We start from the raw sequence: 16,925 nt of genomic DNA on the forward strand, positions 1-16,925 counted from the left end.
CCCAGGCATGCCGAACCAGGACTCCGGCGCCCGCAAAGCCCTGCACACCCCGCAAGTCCAGGGCTGGTGCCCCGGTGCCTGGCAACCCATGGTCTCGGGCGATGGGCTGGTGGTGCGTGTGCGCCCGCCCATGGGGCGGCTGACCCTGCACCAGGCGTGGCGGCTGGCCCGGCTGGCCCGCACGCACGGGGCGGGCATCCTGGAGCTTTCCAGCCGCGCCAATGTGCAGGTGCGTGGCGTGGACCCTGCGCGGCATGTGGCCGTGCTCCGGGCCTTGGCGGGCTGCGGTTTGCTGGACGCCGACATGCAGCGTGAGCGCTTGCGCAATGTGGTGGTGGATCCGCTGCATCAGCCTGGAGATGGCGTGCAGGCGCTGGCTACGGCGCTGCTGCTAGGGCTGGAAGAGGCGGACGACCTGGGTGCGCTGCCCGCCAAATTCGGCTGGGCCATCGATGGTGGCCATTCCCCCTGGCTGCAGACGGTGTCCGCCGACATCCGCATGCAAAGGGTGCCGGGTGCCCACCCCCCTGCCTGGCGGGTTCAGCCTGATGGCCTGCCCTGGGCCCTGGCCGCAGCGGGCCCCGTGGATGCCGCCGCTGCGGGGCTCGCGCTGGCGCGGTGGTTTGCCTCGCATTGCCTCGGGCAGCGCACAGCCGGGGAGCGGCCGGGGCGCCTGGCGGCACATGCCGGCGAACTGGAGCGCCTGCTGGCTGTCGCCACACCGACAGCCCCCTGGCCACCGGGCCTGCCCCCAGGCGTGGGCTGGGTCCCGGCCACCGCCCGCCACCACGCAGACCCAAACCGGCCCGGCCCGGCGCCCTGCCTGCTGCCCGGTATCGGCGCCTTGGTGGGGGCCCCTTTGGGCCGGTTGCCGGCACCGGCACTGGCCCGGCTGGTGGGGGCCCTGCGTGGTCATGCGTCCGGGTTGCGGGTGACCCCCTGGCGCATGCTGTTGATCGAATCCGGCGCACAGGCCAAGGGGCTGCCGGGCTTCTGGCATGCCGCCGGCCTGGACACGGTCGCCGATTGGGTGACCGACCCCGAGGATGCGCGGTTGCGCGTTTCGGCGTGCACGGGCGCCCCTGGGTGCCCCCAGGCCCAGGCACCCACCCAGGCGCTGGCCCTGGCGCTGGCGCCGCAGGTGCCGCCGCAGGCCCATCTGCACGTGTCGGGCTGCGCCAAGGGCTGCGCGCGCCAGGCCTCGGCCACGGTGACGCTGCGCGCTGAGCCCACTCTGGGCGAACCGGTTTTCGCCGTGGTGCGGCAAGGGTATGCCGCCGGCGAGGCGCTCGACCGCGTGGGGCTGTCCGCACTGCAGGACAATCCCGGCCTGTTGTTTGAAAAAAATTAATGGTTCACCGCTACGAAACCGATGGCGCCGAGATCTATCGGCAGTCTTTTGCCACCATCCGCCGCGAGGCGTCCCTGGACCGCTTTACCCCCACCGAAGAGCGCATCGTGGTGCGCATGGTCCATGCCGCTGGCATGGTCGAACTGGCGCCGCATGTGGAATTTTCGCCCGGCATGGCCGAGGCGGCCGAGCAGGCGCTGCGCGATGGTGCCCCGGTGCTGTGCGATGTGCGCATGGTCAGCGAGGGCATCACCCGCAAGCGCCTGCCCGCGCACAACCGGGTGCTCTGCACGCTGCAGGATGAACGCGTGGCGGCGCTGGCCCAGGAAATGGGCACCACCCGCAGCGCAGCCGCGGTGGAGCTGTGGCGGCCCGACCTGGCGGGCGCCATCGTGGCCATCGGCAATGCACCCACGGCACTGTTCCACCTGCTCAACATGCTGCAGCAACCCGGCTGCCCGCGCCCGGCGGCCATCATCGGTTGCCCGGTGGGTTTCGTCGGCGCCCGGGAGTCCAAGGAAGCGCTGATGCAGGACCTGCCCGTGCCCTGCATGGTCGTGCGCGGCCGCCTGGGGGGCTCGGCCATGACCGTGGCCGCCATCAACGCCCTGGCCAGCCATGCCGAGTGAGGCCATGGAGGCGGGGCAGGCCGCGCCCGGCGTCGTCTGCGTGGGCCTGGGGCCCGGTGATCCGGAGCTGATGTCGGTCAAGGCGGACCGGCTGGTGCGCGGCGCACGCCACGTGGCCTTCTTCCGCAAGAAGGGGCGCCCCGGCAAGGCCCGCCAGGTTGTGGACGGCCTGCTGGCACCGGCGGCCACCGAATACCCCATGGAGTACCCCGTGACCACCGAGCTGCCCGTGGACAGCCCGGAGTACGTGGCCCGGCTCGCGGCGTTCTACGACGACTGGTGCACCCGCCTGGAAACGCTGGCCCGCACCGATCAGGTGGTGGTGCTCTGCGAAGGCGACCCCTTCCTTTACGGCTCGTTCATGCACCTGTACACCCGGCTGCGCGAGCGCGCCGCCGTGCGCCTGGAGGTGGTGCCCGGCATTCCCGGCATGGTGGGCTGCTGGCATGCCACGGGCGAGCCCATCACCTGGGGCGACGATGTGCTCAGCGTGATGACCGGTACCCTGCCGGAAGACGAGCTGGTGCGGCGCATGCAGACCGCTGACGCCCTGGTGGTGATGAAGGTGGGGCGCAATCTGCCGCGCATCCGCCGGGCCCTGCAACGCACAGGCCGGCTCGGTGCCGCCTGGCTGGTGCAGAACGGCACCACGGCCAGCCAGCAGGTGGCCAAATTGACCGAGGTGAGCGACGAGGCCTGCCCCTACTTCGCCATCGTGCTGGTGCATGGCCAGGGCCGCCGGCCGGAGGCCGCCTGGTGAGCCCGCCGCCGAACGCGGGCCGGCTGACCGTGGCGGGCCTCGGGCCCGGGGCCTTGGAGCAGATCACCCCTGAAGTGGCCGCCGCCCTGCAGGCGGCGACCGACGTGGTGGGCTATCTGCCCTATGTGACGCGCGCGCAGTCCCTCTTGCAGCAGCAAGGTGCCACCCATGCCGTGGCCTGGCATGCATCGGACAACCGGGTGGAGCTGGACCGGGCCCGCCAGGCACTGGCGCTGGCCGCGCAGGGGCGGCAGGTGGTGGTCGTGTCCTCCGGCGACCCGGGGGTGTTCGCCATGGCCGCCGCAGTGTTCGAGGCCATCGAGCAGGCGCCGCCCGCGCAGGCCGCCGCCTGGCAGGCGCTGGATGTGCAGGTGCTGCCCGGCATCACCGCCATGCTGGCCGCAGCGGCGCGCGCCGGTGCGCCGCTGGGCCATGACTTTTGCTGCATCAACCTGTCGGACAACCTCAAGCCCTGGCCAGTGATCGCCCGGCGCGTGCAACTGGCGGCCGAGGCCGACTTCGCCATGGCGTTCTACAACCCGCGTTCGCGCAGCCGGCCCGAGGGCTTCGTGCGCCTGCTGGCCTTGCTGCGCGCGCACTGCGAGTCCACGCGGTTGATGGTCTTTGCGCGCGCCGTGTCCACCCCCGACGAGGCGCTGCACGTGTGCACGCTGGCCGAGGCCATGCCCGGCATGGCCGACATGCGCACCGTGGTGCTGGTGGGCAACAGCACCACGCGGCAGGTGGGGCGCTGGGTCTACACCCCGCGCTTCTATGGGCTGGAGGCCGCCGCGCCATGCGCCCCGGGCAGCATGCCATGAGCGATCCAGTGCGGCACGGCGTCCACCTCCTCGGTGCGCGGTCGCGGCGGCAGCGGCGGGCGCTGCACCATCACCACCGGCAGCCCCAGCGCGCGCGCAGCCAGCAGCTTGCCGCGCGTGGCCTCGCCCCCGGCGTTCTTGGCCACCAGCCAGGTGATGCCATGGGCCTGCAGCAGCGCCTGGTCGTGCTCGGCGCTGAAGGGGCCACGGCCCAGCACCACCGTGGTGTCGGCCAGCGGCAGGCTGCCCGGAGCAGGTGCGTCCACCAGGCGCAGCAGGTAATGGTGCCGGGCTTGGCCGGCAAAGGCATCCAGCTGCTTGCGCCCTATGGCGAGAAATACCCGGGCAGGCGCCTCGGGCAGCGACTGGGCGGCCACCGCCATGTCGGGCACCTCCACCCAGCGGTCTGCGGCCTCGGCCTGCCAGGGCGCACGCTCCAGTGCCAGCAACGGCGTTCCGGTGGCTTCGCAGGCCGCACAGGCGTTGCGGCTCATCTGTGCGGCAAAGGGGTGGGTGGCATCCACCACGTGGGTGATGCCCTGGCCGCGAATGAACTGCACCAGCCCCTCTGCACCGCCAAACCCGCCGCAGCGCGTGGGCACGGGCTGCGCCACGGGGGCCTGCGTGGCACCTGCATAGGAAAACACGGCGGGTATCCGCGCCTGTTGCAGGGCCTGCGCCAATTGGCTGGCGCCGCTGGTACCGCCCAGCAGGAGAACATGCGTCATGGCTGATCCGTGGTTGACATTGGTGGGCCTGAACGAGGAGGGTCTGGACGGGTTGGCACCGGTCGCGCGCCGGGCCATCGACCAGGCCCAGGTGATTGTCGGCGGCCCGCGCCACCTGGCCCTGGCGCAGGCCGGCGATCGCGGTCGCCCCTGGCCTGTGCCGTTCGACACCGCACCGGTGCTTGCCCTGCGCGGGCAGCGCGTGGTGGTGCTCGCCTCGGGCGACCCGTTCTGGTTCGGTGCGGGCGGCAGTCTGGCGGCGCACCTTGCACCGCACGAGTGGTGCTGCCACGCGCAACCCTCGACATTCTCGCTGGTGGCGGCCCGCCTGGGCTGGCGCCTGGAGGCTACCGACTGCCTGGGCCTGCACGCCAGCCCGCTGCAGCAGTTGCTGCCGCGCCTGGCGCCGGGTGGGCAGTGCATCGTGCTGCTGCGCGATGGCTCCGCCGTGGCCGAGCTGGCGGGCTGGCTCACGCAAGAGGGCTGGGGCGCGAGCACGCTGTGGGTGATGGAGTCCGTGGGGGGGCCGCGCGAGCGCTGCCGCACACTGCGGGCGCACGAGGCCGAGGCCGTGCTGGCAGCCGACCCTGCCCAGGCCCCGGTGGCTGTCGCCCTGCGGGCCGCTGGCGGCCCCGCCTTGCCCCAGGTGCCCGGGCGTGCCGACGACTGGTATGCGCACGACGGCCAGATCACCAAGGCCCCGGCCCGGGCGCTGACGCTGGCCGCCCTGGCGCCCCGGCGCGGCGAGCGGCTGTGGGACATCGGCGGGGGCTCGGGCTCCGTGGCGGTGGAGTGGTGCCTGGCTGGCGGCCTGGCCACCAGCGTGGAGCAGCATGCGGCGCGGGTGGACAACATCCGCAGCAATGCGGCGCGGTTCGGCCTGCAGCAAGCATTGCAGGTGGTGCACGGCCTGGCACCCGATGCGCTGCAGGGGTTGGCGGCGCCCCAGGCGGTGTTCGTCGGCGGCGGCTTTGATGCCGCCCTGTTTGCCGCCTTGCGGGCCTTGATGCCCACCGGCTGCCGGCTGGTGGTCAATGCCGTGACCCTGGAGACCGAGGCCCTGCTGGTGCAGTTGCAGGCGGACCATGGTGGCCAGTTGCTGCGGCTGGAGCTGTCGAGCGCCGAACCGCTGGGGCGCATGCGCAGCTGGAAGGCCGCGCGCCCGCTGGTGCAATGGAGCTGGCAGCCGTGACGGCGCTGCAACCCCAAGGGGGTATTGCCGCCCCCGTGCATGCCTGCCTGGTGGTCGGAGTGGGCCTGCGGGCCCAGGCCACGCCTGCCGCCTTGCAGGCGCTGTGGCTGCGGGCGCAAGCCCTGTTGCCCGGACAAGCGGACTGCTTTTGCGCCGTGGCCGTGCTGCAGGGCAAGGCCACGCATCCGGCACTGGCAGACTGGCTGGGCCTTGCGTCCGCCCCGGTGCTTGCGGTACCGGTGGAGCCCATGCGCCACCAGCCCGTGGTCACGCAGTCGCCGCGCCTGCAGGCCCGCTATGGCACGGGCAGCGTGGCGGAAGCCGCTGCGCTGGCCGCCGCTGGGCCACAGGCGCAGTTGCTTGTGCCCCGCCTGGTGGCCGAGGATGGCAGCGCCACACTGGCTGTGGCACGGCGCCGCCCGGGCCCCCTCGATTGTTGTGTGGCAGCGGCAGGCTCTGGCCGTGCCGCTGCATTGACCCAAGGAGCTACGGCATGACCGTGCATTTCATCGGCGCCGGCCCTGGCGCCGCCGACCTCATCACCGTGCGGGGGCGCGACCTCATGGGCCGCTGCCCGGTCTGTCTGTACGCCGGCTCGCTGATCCCGCGCGAGCTGCTCGCGCACTGCCCGCCAGGCGCGCACATCGTCAACACTGCGGCCATGGACCTCGATGCCATCATGGCCGAGATATCCGCCGCCCACGCGCGCGGCCAGGACGTGGCCCGCCTGCACTCGGGCGACCTGTCGGTCTGGTCCGCCATGGGCGAGCAGCTGCGGCGCCTGCGCGCCGCAGGCATCGACTACACCGTGACGCCGGGCGTGCCCTCTTTTGCCGCCGCTGCCGCTGCGCTGGGCGCGGAGCTCACGCTGCCCGGCCTGTGCCAGTCGGTGGTGCTGACACGCACTTCGGGCCGGGCCACTGCCATGCCAGAGGGTGAGAACCTGACCGCCTTTGCCGCCACGGGCGCGGTGCTGGCCATCCATCTGTCCATCCACCTGGCCGACAAGGTGCAGGCCGAGCTGCTGCCGCACTATGGCGCCGACTGCCCGGCCGCCATCGTCTGGCGCGCCAGCTGGCCCGACGAAACCGTCGTGCGTACCACCGTGGGCGGGCTGGCCCAGGCGGTGGCCGCCAGCATGGAGCGCACGGCGCTGATCCTGGTGGGCCGCAGTCTTCAAGCCGAGGCATTCGCCGAAAGCCGGCTCTACGCCGCCGACTACGACCGCCGCTACCGGCCCCTGGGCACGGCGCCGCGTTTTCCGGCTGTGGATATGCCTGCCGGCGCCGCGCTGGACACGGCCCGGGACCAGCCGCTGGACCAGGCCTCCAAGGCATGAGCACCAGTCCGTTCCAAGGTCTGCCGCCGGTGGCGCTGACGCTGATCGGCATCGGCACGGGCAACCCCGACCACCTCACCCGCCAGGCCACCACGGCCATGAACGCGGCCGACCTGATCCTGCTGCCGCACAAGGGCGAGGACAAGGCCGAACTCGCAGCACTGCGCCAGTCGCTGTGCGACGAGGTGCTGGTGGCGCCCGCACCGCGCATCGCCGGTTTCGACATGCCGCTGCGCCGCAGCCAGGGCGACGACTACCTGGCCCAGGTCGACGAATGGCATGCCGCCATCGCCCGCTGCTGGCATGCCGCCATTGGCCAGGCACTGGGCGCGCCCGCTGCCGGCGACGCGCCTGCGCCCAAGGTCCTGCGCGTCGCCCTGCTGGTGTGGGGAGACCCGGCCTTGTACGACAGCACGCTGCGCATTGCGGCGCGCATGCAGCCCGCCCCGGTGCGTGTGGACGTGGTGGCCGGCATCACCTCGGTGCAGGCGCTGGCCGCCGCCCATACGGTGCCGCTCAACGACATTGGCCAGCCCTTCGTGGTGACCACCGGCCGGCAACTGCGCGAGCAGGGCTGGCCTGCAGGCGTGGACACGGCCGTGGTGATGCTCGACGGGCAGTGCAGCTTCACGGTATTGCCCCCCGAAGGCCTGCACATCTGGTGGGGCGCCTACCTGGGCATGCCCCAGCAACTGCTGGACAGCGGGCCACTGGACGAGGCCGGCCCGCGCATCGAACGCACGCGCGCCGCAGCGCGCGCCCAGCATGGCTGGCTCATGGATATCTACCTGTTGCGGCGAGCATCTGGGCTGCCGGCCACCGAAGGCCCACCGGTATCAGCGGTCTGAGGTGGCCGGTTGTGGCGCCGCAGCGGAGCCCGCCTCGGCCGAGCTGTCCGTGACGCGGTTGCGCCCGGCGTTCTTGGCCACGTAGAGCGCGGCATCGGCCGCATCCATCCAGGCGCGCAGCGCACCGTGCCGGGTATGCGCGGCTGCCACGCCGATGCTGGCGGTCATGCGCAGCGCCGGCATGTCGCGCAAGCGAATGGCCTCGGTCTGCGCGCGGATGCGTTCGGCCACGGCCACCGCCTCTGCCGTCTCCATGCCGGCCAGGAGAATGGCGAACTCATCGCCACCATAGCGGCCCGCGCAGTCCGTTGCGCGCACATTGCCGCGCACCACATGGGCCACCGCGCGGATCACCTCGTCGCCCACGGTGTGGCCGTGCTGGTCGTTGATCTGCTTGAAATTGTCGATGTCCATCATCAGCATGCAGGCCGCGTCCCGGCCCGTGTGGTGGCGGCGCAGCGCGGCCTCGGCCTGCTCCTGCCAGTGGCCACGGCCGTACAGGCCGGTCAGCGTGTCCACGCGGCGCAGCTCGTCGAGCAGCAGGTTCTGCTGCGACACCTTGCGGATCAGCCGGTAGCTGACCATGCTGACCGAAAGGGTGTGCAATGCCATGACGGGCAGGCAGGCCAGGATGATGGGCAGGGGGCTCTCGGGTGCCCAGTGCACGCCCGTGAGCACCGCGCTGGCTGCTCCCCCTGCGAGCATGGCCGGAATCGACCGCGCCCACAGGCCCCGAATGCCGGTGGTGATCTTGTCCACCAGGGTCAGCGTGCACAGCAGCACGCTGGGCAGCAGGCTGAAATGCATCAGCGGCACCAGGGCCGCCGCCAGGGCCGAGTCGGCGAGCAGGTTGCGGATCTCGGCGCGGTACGGGTCGGCGCTGCGCCGTGCCAGCTGGTAGGCCAGGTGGGGCCATACGAAGCACGGCAACACCATGCCCAGCCAGGCGAGGAGGGATGCCTGGCGCTGCCACAGCACCACCGCCACCACCACACCGCCCAGGCCCATGCCGAGCACGCGCAGGGGGTAAACGCGCCGGGGCATCTGTTGTTCGTAGGTGGCCATGGATGGAAATGCTGGCGCAGGCGGTTGGGCCGCTATATGAGGAGTGCACGGAGAGCTTACCTTTACCCGGCGGTAGAGGCCAGCGGGAAATGGCGTGCTTTTATGGCCCGGTTGGTGGCCCGGTTGGCCCCTTGCCCTTCGGCCGGTGCGGCCGCTACCGCGCCTGCACCGGGATGGCCGTGCTGAACTTGGCGCGTTTGGTGCTGAAGAATGCCTTCACGTTGCGCACATTGGCGTCGCCCGTGAACAGCTGCTGCGACAGCGCCAAGTAGCCCGGCATGTCGCGCGTGTGCGCTACCAGGATGAAGTCCGGGCCGGGCGACACGCGCCAGCACTGCTGCACGGCCGGGTGCGCCACCGCGCGTGCCTCGAAGGCGTCCAGCGCCTGCGCGTCCTGCCGATCCAGCGACACTTCGACGATGCAGGCCAGGCCATGGCCCTGCACGGCGGCCAGGCGGTCCGGCTGCAGCAGGGCCACCTGCCGCTCGATCAGACCCACGTCGTGCAGCCGCTTGACCCGGCGAAGGCAGGTGGGCGGGGACACATGCACCTGCTCGGCCAGGGCCTGGTTGCTCTGGCTGGCGTCGGCCTGCAGCAGGTTCAGCAACTGCAGATCAGTGTGGTCCAGTGTGATTGATTCCGAAATTTCCATTGTTTTGGAATTTTATTTCATTTAATGAAATTGGTGAAATTTAAGTTCATTTTTATATGAATATCAATCACTAATTCCAATGGGCGCTGCCTACCATTGCGCCACTTATCCAACAGGAGCAACAATCCATGTGCGGCATCGTCGGCGCGGTCTCCACGCGCAACATCGTTCCCATCCTCGTGCAGGGCCTGCAGCGGCTCGAATACCGCGGTTATGACTCGTGTGGCGTGGCCGTGCATGCCTCCAGCCTGGACGCCACGCGCCCGGCCGGTTTGCAGCGCGCCCGCAGCACGGCCCGCGTGGCCGAACTGCTGGAGCAGGTGCAGACCGACCATGTCGATGGTGCCACCGGCATTGCCCACACCCGCTGGGCCACGCACGGCGCGCCTGCGGTGCACAACGCCCACCCCCATTTCAGCCACGGCACGGGCGATGCAGCCGGCACGCCGGGTCGCGTGGCGCTGGTGCACAACGGCATCATCGAGAACCACGAGGAACTGCGCGCCGCCCTGCAGGCCCGCGGCTATGTGTTCGCCAGCCAGACCGATACCGAAGTCATCGCCCACCTGGTGGACAGCCACTACAGCGGCGACCTGTGCGAGGCCGTGCAGGCCGCCGTGGCCCAGCTGCATGGCGCCTATGCCATCGCCGTCATGCACAAGGACGAGCCGCACCGCGTGGTGGGCGCGCGGGCAGGCTCGCCGCTGATCCTGGGTGTGGGCTCGGGCACCGGCAGTTCGGTGGCGGGCGAGCACTTCCTAGCCAGCGACGCCATGGCCCTGGCCGGCGTGACCGACCAGATCGTGTACCTGGAAGAAGGCGACCTGGTGGACTTGCAACTGGGCCGCTACTGGATCATGGGCAAGGGCCGCGAGGCGCTCACCCCTGCGCAGCGCCCCGTGCGCACCGTGCAGGCGCACAGCGGCGCGGCCGAGCTCGGCCCCTACCGCCACTACATGCAAAAGGAAATCTTCGAGCAGCCGCGCGCCATTGCCGACACGCTCGAGGGCCTGGAAGGCATCGTGCCCGAGCTCTTCGACGGCGCCGACGGCACGGCCGCCTGGCGCGTGTTCAAGGAGATCGACAGCGTCCTCATCCTGGCCTGCGGCACCAGCTACTACAGCGGCTGCGCCGCCAAGTACTGGCTCGAAGAGATCGCCGGCATCCCCACCCAGGTGGAAGTGGCAAGCGAGTACCGCTACCGCACCAGCGTGCCCAACCCGCGCAGCCTGGTGGTCACCATCACCCAGTCGGGCGAGACGGCCGACACCCTGGCCGCGCTGCGCCATGCGCAGAGCCTGGGCATGCAGCACACGCTGACCATCTGCAACGTGGCCACCAGCGCCATGGTGCGCGAGTGCAAGCTGGCCTACATCACCCGCGCCGGGGTGGAGATCGGCGTGGCCAGCACCAAGGCCTTCACCACCCAACTGGCCGGGCTGTTTTTGCTCACGCTGGCGCTGGCGCAGTCCAAGGGCCGCCTCACGGCCGAGCAGGAGGCCGCCCACCTCAAGGCCATGCGCCACCTGCCCGTGGCGCTGCAGGCCGTGCTCGCGCTCGAACCCCAGGTCATCAGCTGGTCCGAGGACTTCGCGCGCATGGAGAACGCGCTGTTCCTGGGCCGGGGCCTGCACTACCCCATCGCCCTCGAAGGTGCACTCAAGCTCAAGGAGATCAGCTACATCCACGCTGAGGCCTACCCCGCCGGGGAGCTCAAGCACGGCCCCCTGGCCCTGGTCACCAGCGCCATGCCCGTGGTCACCGTGGCGCCCAACGATGCGCTGCTGGAAAAGCTCAAAAGCAACATGCAGGAAGTGCGCGCCCGCGCCGGCGTGCTCTACGTGCTGGCCGATGCCGACACCCGAATCGAGAGCAGCGAAGGCATCCACGTGATCCGCATGCCCGAGCACTACGGCCCGCTGAGCCCGCTACTGCACGTGGTGCCGCTGCAGCTCCTGGCCTACCACACGGCCTGTGCGCGCGGCACCGACGTGGACAAGCCACGCAACCTGGCCAAGAGTGTGACAGTGGAGTAACGGCGCGCCTGTCGCGGCCGCCCCCCTGACTACAACAAATAATGTCCGTCGGATGAAAGGACGGTCCGTCGGGCATGTCCTGCATTGTGAAAATCAGCGGAGCTCCTTGTCTCCGAGCGAGGCCATGAAGTCCGTTCGAGAACACCCAGTCTCATTCCACCCCCAACCGGGCCGCTTCGAGGCTTGAATCAAAAACCAGTGAACGGGGCCACGCAGGCCAGGCGGAGCCCAGACTTGGGCTGTTGGGGTCCCCGTCCTGCGCAAAGCTGCCGATACTCTGAATCATCTTTGCCGACAAGTCGAGCCGGCCCGCCTTGTTCGCCCGATTGAACGAGATGCTCGAATAGAGCGATGTCCCGAAATTGCCGAAGATGAACGGCAGGTCAAAACTGTGTGCCGCGCCATAGACCTTGTCAAAAGGCGGCGGCAGTTCATCCCAGTCAAAGCGGTAGTGCCAAACATCGGGTTGGGGAGATTTGAGCGCATTGAGCACATCATCCCGAAATGCAAAGAACCAGTTGCGGTCGAGCTCTGCGATGCGTGCGTTCAGCCCTGTCGTCGGCGCGTCCACCGGCAGGTATTGCGCAGGCACCCAATCCTCGATACGGCTGGCGGGTGGGGCGTCAGGCTGGTAGCCATGGACCCGCTTGAACACCGCGGCGTCATCGAGCAGGCGGCCGCTGGTGCCGCCAAAGGCTGGCCGAGTTGCCAGCAAGGCAGGAAATAGTTTGCTTTCGTCGCGCGTATTCCCCGCCAATACCGGCACCTTGACGTAACGGCCGGCGCGGATTGCAGCTATGGGATCCGCAGGCACGACGTATCCGTCGGGGATCGGGTTGGCAGCCGAAAGTCCCAGCGGTGCAAGCCGCCTGAGCACGGTGGTCAAGATGGCGTCGGGTGATAGCCCGCGTAGGTAGGCAGCCAGCTGCTGGGGCGTGCGCGAAGCAATGTGTGCCTCTGCTGCAGGCCGATCAGCGGCTACACCGTCGGCCAACAGGGAATGAGTCAGTAAGGCGTTTCCTCGCGTCGCCCACACGCTGCGGGGAAGGATGGTTGCAAAGGAGCCCGGCGGCAGCGTGGCTGCCGATGAAATACCCCCGCTGAGCGCCACCAACCGGTGAAACAAGGGCGTGGGCCTGGAGACCACCATGGGCGAGGTGAGTAGCGCGTACACGTTGACCGCCCCGGCGGACTCACCCATCAACGCGACCCGGCCAGGGTCGCCGCCAAAGCCGCCGATATTGTGCTGGACGAATTCCAGCGACTTCACGATGTCGAGCAGCGCGAAGTTGCCTGAGTCGGTGGCGGCCTCACCCGTCTTCAACGGTGCAAGGTCCAGGAACCCGAAGACGCCAAGCCGGTAGGCGACCGACACCACGACCGAGCCGGTAGCACGTGCCAGCGCGGCACCGTCGTACACCGGGTCCGCGGTGTAGCCGGTGATATTGCTGCCGCCGTGGACCCAAACGATGACGGGCCTCGGGGTCGACGCGGAAGCGGTGGGCGCCCAGATGTTGAGGTAGAGGCAGTCCTCCGAGCCCAATGTCTGGCCCAGCGTGCTGCCGATGGTGGCGTCGTATCGATTGTTCAAGCCCGGCCCATACAGTCGGCCTGTCTGCACGCATGCGTTCGCAAACGACGTCGCCGCACGTGGTTGCGTCCATGCGGGCGGATCCTCAGGTGCTCGCCAGCGGCGCTGCCCCACTGGCGCTGCCGCATAGGGAATACCTTTCCAGCTGTGGACGCCACCGACCGATGCATCCTCGGCGCCGACCACCGGACCAAAGGCCGTGGGTCGCTGTAGGCCCGTGTTCACGGCGGGCGTGTGGGTGCAGGCGTTGAGCGTCAACAGTGCGCCAATGGCGAGAGCCCAGCAAGTCGAGGAGGATTTCATCATGCGCTCAATCGATCTTGATGTTGGCATCACGGATCACACCGGTCCACTTGCGTGTCTGGTCGTCGATGTACGTCGCGAACTTGGCTCCGGGCGCGCCGCTGGCCTCCAGGCCCATGTCGAGCAGCTTCTGTTTAATGGTGGAGTCGTCCAGTGCCCGCAAGATGGCCGCTTGCAGCTTCGCCACCACATCCCCTGGCGTGGCGGCTGGCACCATGAAGCCGTACCACCCGGACGCGACCACCCCCTGAAAGCCCTGTTCGCGAATCGTAGGGGCTGCCGGATATAGCGCACTGCGTTTTTCGGAGGCCACGCCCAGCACCCGCAACTTGCCGGCCGCGATGTGGGGCAGCGCCGTACTGATCGCCGTCAGGGTGGCATCGAGGCGCCCCCCCAATAACTCCGAGTAGGCGACGGAATCCCCTTTCATGTGGACGTTGATGCCCTCAATGCCGGCTTCACGCAAAAGCAGTTCGCCAGCCAGGTGGGGCTGCGACCCCGCGCCAGGCGTGCCAATGTTGATGCCCCCCGGGCGGGTCTTGGCGAACGCGACCAGATCGCGCACGCCCTTTATCTGAGTCTGCGCATTGACGATCAGGAACAAGGGCGCGTGCATGGCCATCGCGATGGGGCGCAGTTGCTCGCGCTGGTAGCTCAGGCCCTTTCCGTAAAGCGCCTCGGCCGTTGCATAGGGCGCCGCCACATAGAGAACGGTGTAGCCATCGGCGGGCGCGCGCGCCACGAACTCGGTCCCCAGCCGAGTGCCCGCCCCAGGCTTGTTTTCGACGACAAACTGCTGGCCCAGGACCTTGGCCAGGTACTCGCCCAGCACTCGGGCCGAGAGGTCACTGGCCCCGCCCGCTGCGTAAGGCGAGATCAACTTGACCGGCCGCGTGGGCCAGTCCGCCTGCGCATGCGCTAGCAGGCCGGTGCCCGACGCCAAGCCGGCGGCCATCGTGGCGAGCACGGTGCGGCGCTGGAGCCGCGTTGATGCAAGGGTGTTCAAAGCCCGATGGTGCAAGGTCATGTCTGTCTCCTGTTGTGGTTGTGTCGAAGGGCTGCCGTGCTACAGACGGCGCAAGGGCGGGTATGGAAACCGGAACTCTCGGTGTCGAAGTCTGGGCTGATAGAGACGAAGGACCAGGAAGAACTCCTCTCCGGGTGGGGCGGGCAGCCAGTTGTGCGCCGGGCCCGGGTCCTCTGCCTGAATTCGGATGGAAAGGCTTCCGTCCGCACCCCTCAGCAGACCAGGCAGGCGATCGCCAACCGAATAGCGGTGCGCTGGGTTGGCCACCAGCAGGCAGTCGCTTCGCCGGTACAGCGTCAGCGACCAGAAGGCGTCCACCTCCGGCACAGCGCGTGGCTCGAAGTGCAGCTCGTAGGCGTGCGACCCGTTGAGCAGCGCGCCATCGGCGTCCACCTCCGCCGTTGGGTACATAGCCTCCTCGATGCCCAGTGCACCGATGAAGTTGCGCGCGACGCGCGCGCGCATCGCCACGTCTGCGCCCCAGTGCGTTCGCACCGCGACGGGCAGCGCCCAGCCACCCCCAAGAGCGTGCGGCTGGGCCTTCTGGCGAAGCTCCTCGTACACCAGTGGCAGTGCGTCCGCAAGAGCTCCCTCATCCACTGGCCAACACAGGCTCTCCCCCATCGGCACCGGGTTGCGGGCCAGGGCCTCGTCGATCGTGGCGCGGTAGAGCGCGGCATCCGGCGGGTGCCCCGCGCGGCCATCGAGACCCGTGTCCACCCGAAAGGCGGCCTCCCCGCCGTCCAGCCGGTGCGTGGAGATCCCGCGTTGCAGCGCGGCAGCCTGTTCCAGGTCATCGGGACGATCGTCCACCAGGAGGCGTCCGATCACCCAGACATCCTCGCCCGGCGCGGCGATCACGTTGTCCACGCCGTCGGGCACCGGGCCATGCCAGGCAGGGCCATGCACCAGCGTGCGCTGGCGCCGGTTCCCGGTGGTGCGGCGCCCTACGTAAGCAAACGGGTTGGTCCATGCGTCGAGCAAGCCCAATGTCCAGTAACGCTCACCCATGTCTGGCGTGTCAATGAGCACGGGCCCTCGGGACAGATCCAGCCACGCATTGCTGAAGACGGTGTCGTTGTTGGGACTGACCACTTCGCGGTCTTCCGGCCCGATTCGGCGGTGGGTGTGGGTGAAATGGTTCATCCAGCGCATGTGCGAAGCACGGTTGTCGCTCGCGAAACCCTGAACGGGATGGCGGCGCGCCGTGGTTGCAGCGCGCATGCGCATCATCTCGAACAGCGGCAAAGTCTGCTGCACCGCAGCACGTGCGTTGCCATGCGATGGCGTCTCGGTAGTGGAGAAGGCAGGAGTCATGTTCATGCCACCACCCCGGATTCACGGAATGTGGCAATGTCGTGCGCCGAGTAACCTAACTCGGCGAGCAGTTCCGCACTGTCCGCCCCGCAATCTGGCGCCGCGGCGGGTGTGGGCCGTGGACCGCTGCCCATGCGATACGGCCGTCCCAAGGCCCGATACCCTTCGCCGTCGCTCGACGCGGAGTCCACGAAGATACCGGTAGCCATCACGTCCGCGTTGGTCAGTACATCGCGGTAAGGCCGCACTGCCCCAGCAACAATCTGGTGCTGGCTGAGCATCTGGACGGCCGCGTCGCTGGTGTAGGCCGAGAGGCATTCATCGAGCACGTGACGCAATTCGGCGCGGTGGGCAACGCGTTGCTCGTTGCTGGAGAAGCGCGGGTCTTGGACCAGTTCTTCCCGGTCCAAGGCCCGGCAAAAGCGCTTCCAATGATCCTCAACGTAGGCGGAAAGCACGATGTGGCCATCTCGCGTGGCCACGACCTCGGCTGCGGGCGCGTTGTTGGGCTGACCATGTCCGATGCGGGTGGGCTCTGGCCCGCCACCCAGGTATTCGCACCAGGTGGCCGCCTGAAGATGGAGGGCAGTCTCCAGCAGCGACACCTCCAGCGTCTCGCCCACGCCGCTGCGTTCGCGTCCATAGAGGGCCGCCAGGACGGCCTGGGCCCCCAGGTCCGCTGCAGCAGCATCGATGATCGGCACACCCACCTTTTGCGGCGGGCGATCGGCCTCACCCGTGACGGACATAAGGCCGCTCTCCGCCTGCGCCGCAATGTCGTAACCGGGGCGTTCGCTCGACGGCCCCTCGCTGCCAAAACCCGAGATCGACAGGTAGATAACCCGAGGATAACGAGCATGCACCTGCGTAGGGCCCAGGCCGAGCTTCTCGACTGCGCCCGGGCGCAGGTTTTGCACGACCACGTCGCATTGGGCGATGAGACGCCAAGCAACTTCCCGGCCCGACTCGCTCTTGAGGTCCAGCGCGATGGACCGTTTGCCCCGGTTGTAAGCCCTCACCATGGCCTCGCCATATCTCCCCACATGGCGTGCCTGATCGCCCGTCATCGGCTCGACCTTGATCACCGTGGCCCCCAAATCCGCCAGCGCCATCGCGGCACCGGGGCCTGCAATGTATTGGCCCAGATCAATGACGGAGACCCCGGCCAAGGGCGCTGCGGGTGACGTCGAAGTGTTTTCTCGGGAATAAGTCATGGCCACAACCATAGTCGTGGTCGACATTCCTGAAAAATCCATAATCCTGATT

The 16,925-nt window shown here is 69.0% G+C and carries 16 protein-coding genes; 9 read left to right on the forward strand and 7 right to left on the reverse strand.

Going from position 1 to position 16,925, the window contains the following annotated elements:
• Window positions 1-7 precede the first annotated feature (7 nt).
• Genes cobG through cobJ form a run of 4 tightly spaced genes read left to right on the forward strand, consistent with a single transcriptional unit; the run spans window position 8 to window position 3,561 of the window.
• On the forward strand, window positions 8-1,351 hold the full coding sequence (gene cobG / locus ACSQ9E_RS00205; RefSeq protein ID WP_428003433.1) for a precorrin-3B synthase: 1,344 nt from the start codon (window positions 8-10) through the stop codon (window positions 1,349-1,351).
• A complete protein-coding gene (locus ACSQ9E_RS00210; protein WP_436216523.1) occupies window positions 1,351-1,980 on the forward strand; it encodes a precorrin-8X methylmutase in 630 nt (209 codons plus the stop codon). Before cobG ends, ACSQ9E_RS00210 begins: the two co-directional genes overlap by 1 nt.
• The gene (gene cobI, locus ACSQ9E_RS00215; RefSeq protein WP_436216524.1) at window positions 1,970-2,740 is read left to right on the forward strand and encodes a precorrin-2 C(20)-methyltransferase; all 771 of its coding nucleotides are present in this window, start codon (window positions 1,970-1,972) and stop codon (window positions 2,738-2,740) included. The genes ACSQ9E_RS00210 and cobI overlap by 11 nt, the downstream gene beginning before the upstream one ends.
• Window positions 2,737-3,561 carry a precorrin-3B C(17)-methyltransferase gene (gene cobJ / locus ACSQ9E_RS00220; RefSeq protein ID WP_436216525.1) on the forward strand — a complete coding sequence of 275 codons (825 nt, stop codon included), beginning with the start codon at window positions 2,737-2,739 and terminating at the stop codon, window positions 3,559-3,561. Before cobI ends, cobJ begins: the two co-directional genes overlap by 4 nt.
• On the opposite strand, the gene ACSQ9E_RS00225 is transcribed toward cobJ, so the two are convergent.
• The gene (locus ACSQ9E_RS00225; protein ID WP_436216526.1) at window positions 3,513-4,289 is read right to left on the reverse strand and encodes a cobalt-precorrin-6A reductase; all 777 of its coding nucleotides are present in this window, start codon (window positions 4,287-4,289) and stop codon (window positions 3,513-3,515) included. The two genes, cobJ and ACSQ9E_RS00225, sit on opposite strands and share 49 nt — an antisense overlap.
• On the opposite strand from ACSQ9E_RS00225, the gene cbiE reads away from it, so the two are divergent.
• From cbiE to cobF, 4 genes are read left to right on the forward strand one after another with little or no spacing between them, the layout of a single operon-like run.
• Window positions 4,288-5,481: a precorrin-6y C5,15-methyltransferase (decarboxylating) subunit CbiE gene (cbiE, locus tag ACSQ9E_RS00230; protein WP_436216527.1), complete on the forward strand. Its 1,194-nt coding sequence runs from the start codon at window positions 4,288-4,290 to the stop codon at window positions 5,479-5,481. The genes ACSQ9E_RS00225 and cbiE overlap by 2 nt on opposite strands.
• Window positions 5,478-5,978, forward strand: coding sequence for a cobalamin biosynthesis protein (locus ACSQ9E_RS00235; protein WP_436216528.1), 501 nt, complete (start codon window positions 5,478-5,480; stop codon window positions 5,976-5,978). The genes cbiE and ACSQ9E_RS00235 overlap by 4 nt, the downstream gene beginning before the upstream one ends.
• Window positions 5,975-6,820, forward strand: coding sequence for a precorrin-4 C(11)-methyltransferase (gene cobM / locus ACSQ9E_RS00240; protein WP_057201616.1), 846 nt, complete (start codon window positions 5,975-5,977; stop codon window positions 6,818-6,820). The genes ACSQ9E_RS00235 and cobM overlap by 4 nt, the downstream gene beginning before the upstream one ends.
• Window positions 6,817-7,668, forward strand: a complete 852-nt coding sequence (gene cobF, locus ACSQ9E_RS00245) for a precorrin-6A synthase (deacetylating) (RefSeq protein ID WP_436216529.1) — start codon at window positions 6,817-6,819, stop codon at window positions 7,666-7,668. The genes cobM and cobF overlap by 4 nt, the downstream gene beginning before the upstream one ends.
• Here cobF and ACSQ9E_RS00250 read toward each other — a convergent pair.
• A complete protein-coding gene (locus ACSQ9E_RS00250; RefSeq protein ID WP_436216530.1) occupies window positions 7,657-8,733 on the reverse strand; it encodes a diguanylate cyclase in 1,077 nt (358 codons plus the stop codon). The two genes, cobF and ACSQ9E_RS00250, sit on opposite strands and share 12 nt — an antisense overlap.
• 154 nt (window positions 8,734-8,887) lie before the next feature.
• Window positions 8,888-9,385 (reverse strand): Lrp/AsnC family transcriptional regulator, encoded by a 498-nt coding sequence (locus ACSQ9E_RS00255; protein ID WP_436216531.1) that lies wholly within the window; start codon window positions 9,383-9,385, stop codon window positions 8,888-8,890.
• Window positions 9,386-9,513: 128 nt separating this feature from the next.
• Between ACSQ9E_RS00255 and glmS the strand changes: the two genes are divergently transcribed.
• A complete protein-coding gene (gene glmS / locus ACSQ9E_RS00260) occupies window positions 9,514-11,421 on the forward strand; it encodes a glutamine--fructose-6-phosphate transaminase (isomerizing) (protein WP_057201620.1) in 1,908 nt (635 codons plus the stop codon).
• Window positions 11,422-11,572: 151 nt separating this feature from the next.
• Here glmS and ACSQ9E_RS00265 read toward each other — a convergent pair whose 3' ends face one another.
• The 4 genes from ACSQ9E_RS00265 to ACSQ9E_RS00280 are packed head-to-tail and all read right to left on the reverse strand — an operon-like array spanning window position 11,573 to window position 16,900.
• A complete protein-coding gene (locus ACSQ9E_RS00265) occupies window positions 11,573-13,318 on the reverse strand; it encodes a carboxylesterase/lipase family protein (protein WP_436216532.1) in 1,746 nt (581 codons plus the stop codon).
• 4 nt (window positions 13,319-13,322) lie between these two features.
• Window positions 13,323-14,342 (reverse strand): Bug family tripartite tricarboxylate transporter substrate binding protein, encoded by a 1,020-nt coding sequence (locus tag ACSQ9E_RS00270; protein WP_057201621.1) that lies wholly within the window; start codon window positions 14,340-14,342, stop codon window positions 13,323-13,325.
• Window positions 14,343-14,381: 39 nt separating this feature from the next.
• A complete protein-coding gene (locus ACSQ9E_RS00275) occupies window positions 14,382-15,665 on the reverse strand; it encodes a DUF1254 domain-containing protein (RefSeq protein ID WP_428003441.1) in 1,284 nt (427 codons plus the stop codon).
• Window positions 15,662-16,900 (reverse strand): CaiB/BaiF CoA transferase family protein, encoded by a 1,239-nt coding sequence (locus tag ACSQ9E_RS00280; protein ID WP_436179807.1) that lies wholly within the window; start codon window positions 16,898-16,900, stop codon window positions 15,662-15,664. Before ACSQ9E_RS00280 ends, ACSQ9E_RS00275 begins: the two co-directional genes overlap by 4 nt.
• Between the last annotated feature and the right edge of the window lie 25 nt (window positions 16,901-16,925).

It is taken from the genome of Acidovorax sp. LjRoot118, assembly GCF_964253575.1.
In the GTDB taxonomy this organism is placed as follows: domain Bacteria; phylum Pseudomonadota; class Gammaproteobacteria; order Burkholderiales; family Burkholderiaceae_C; genus Acidovorax.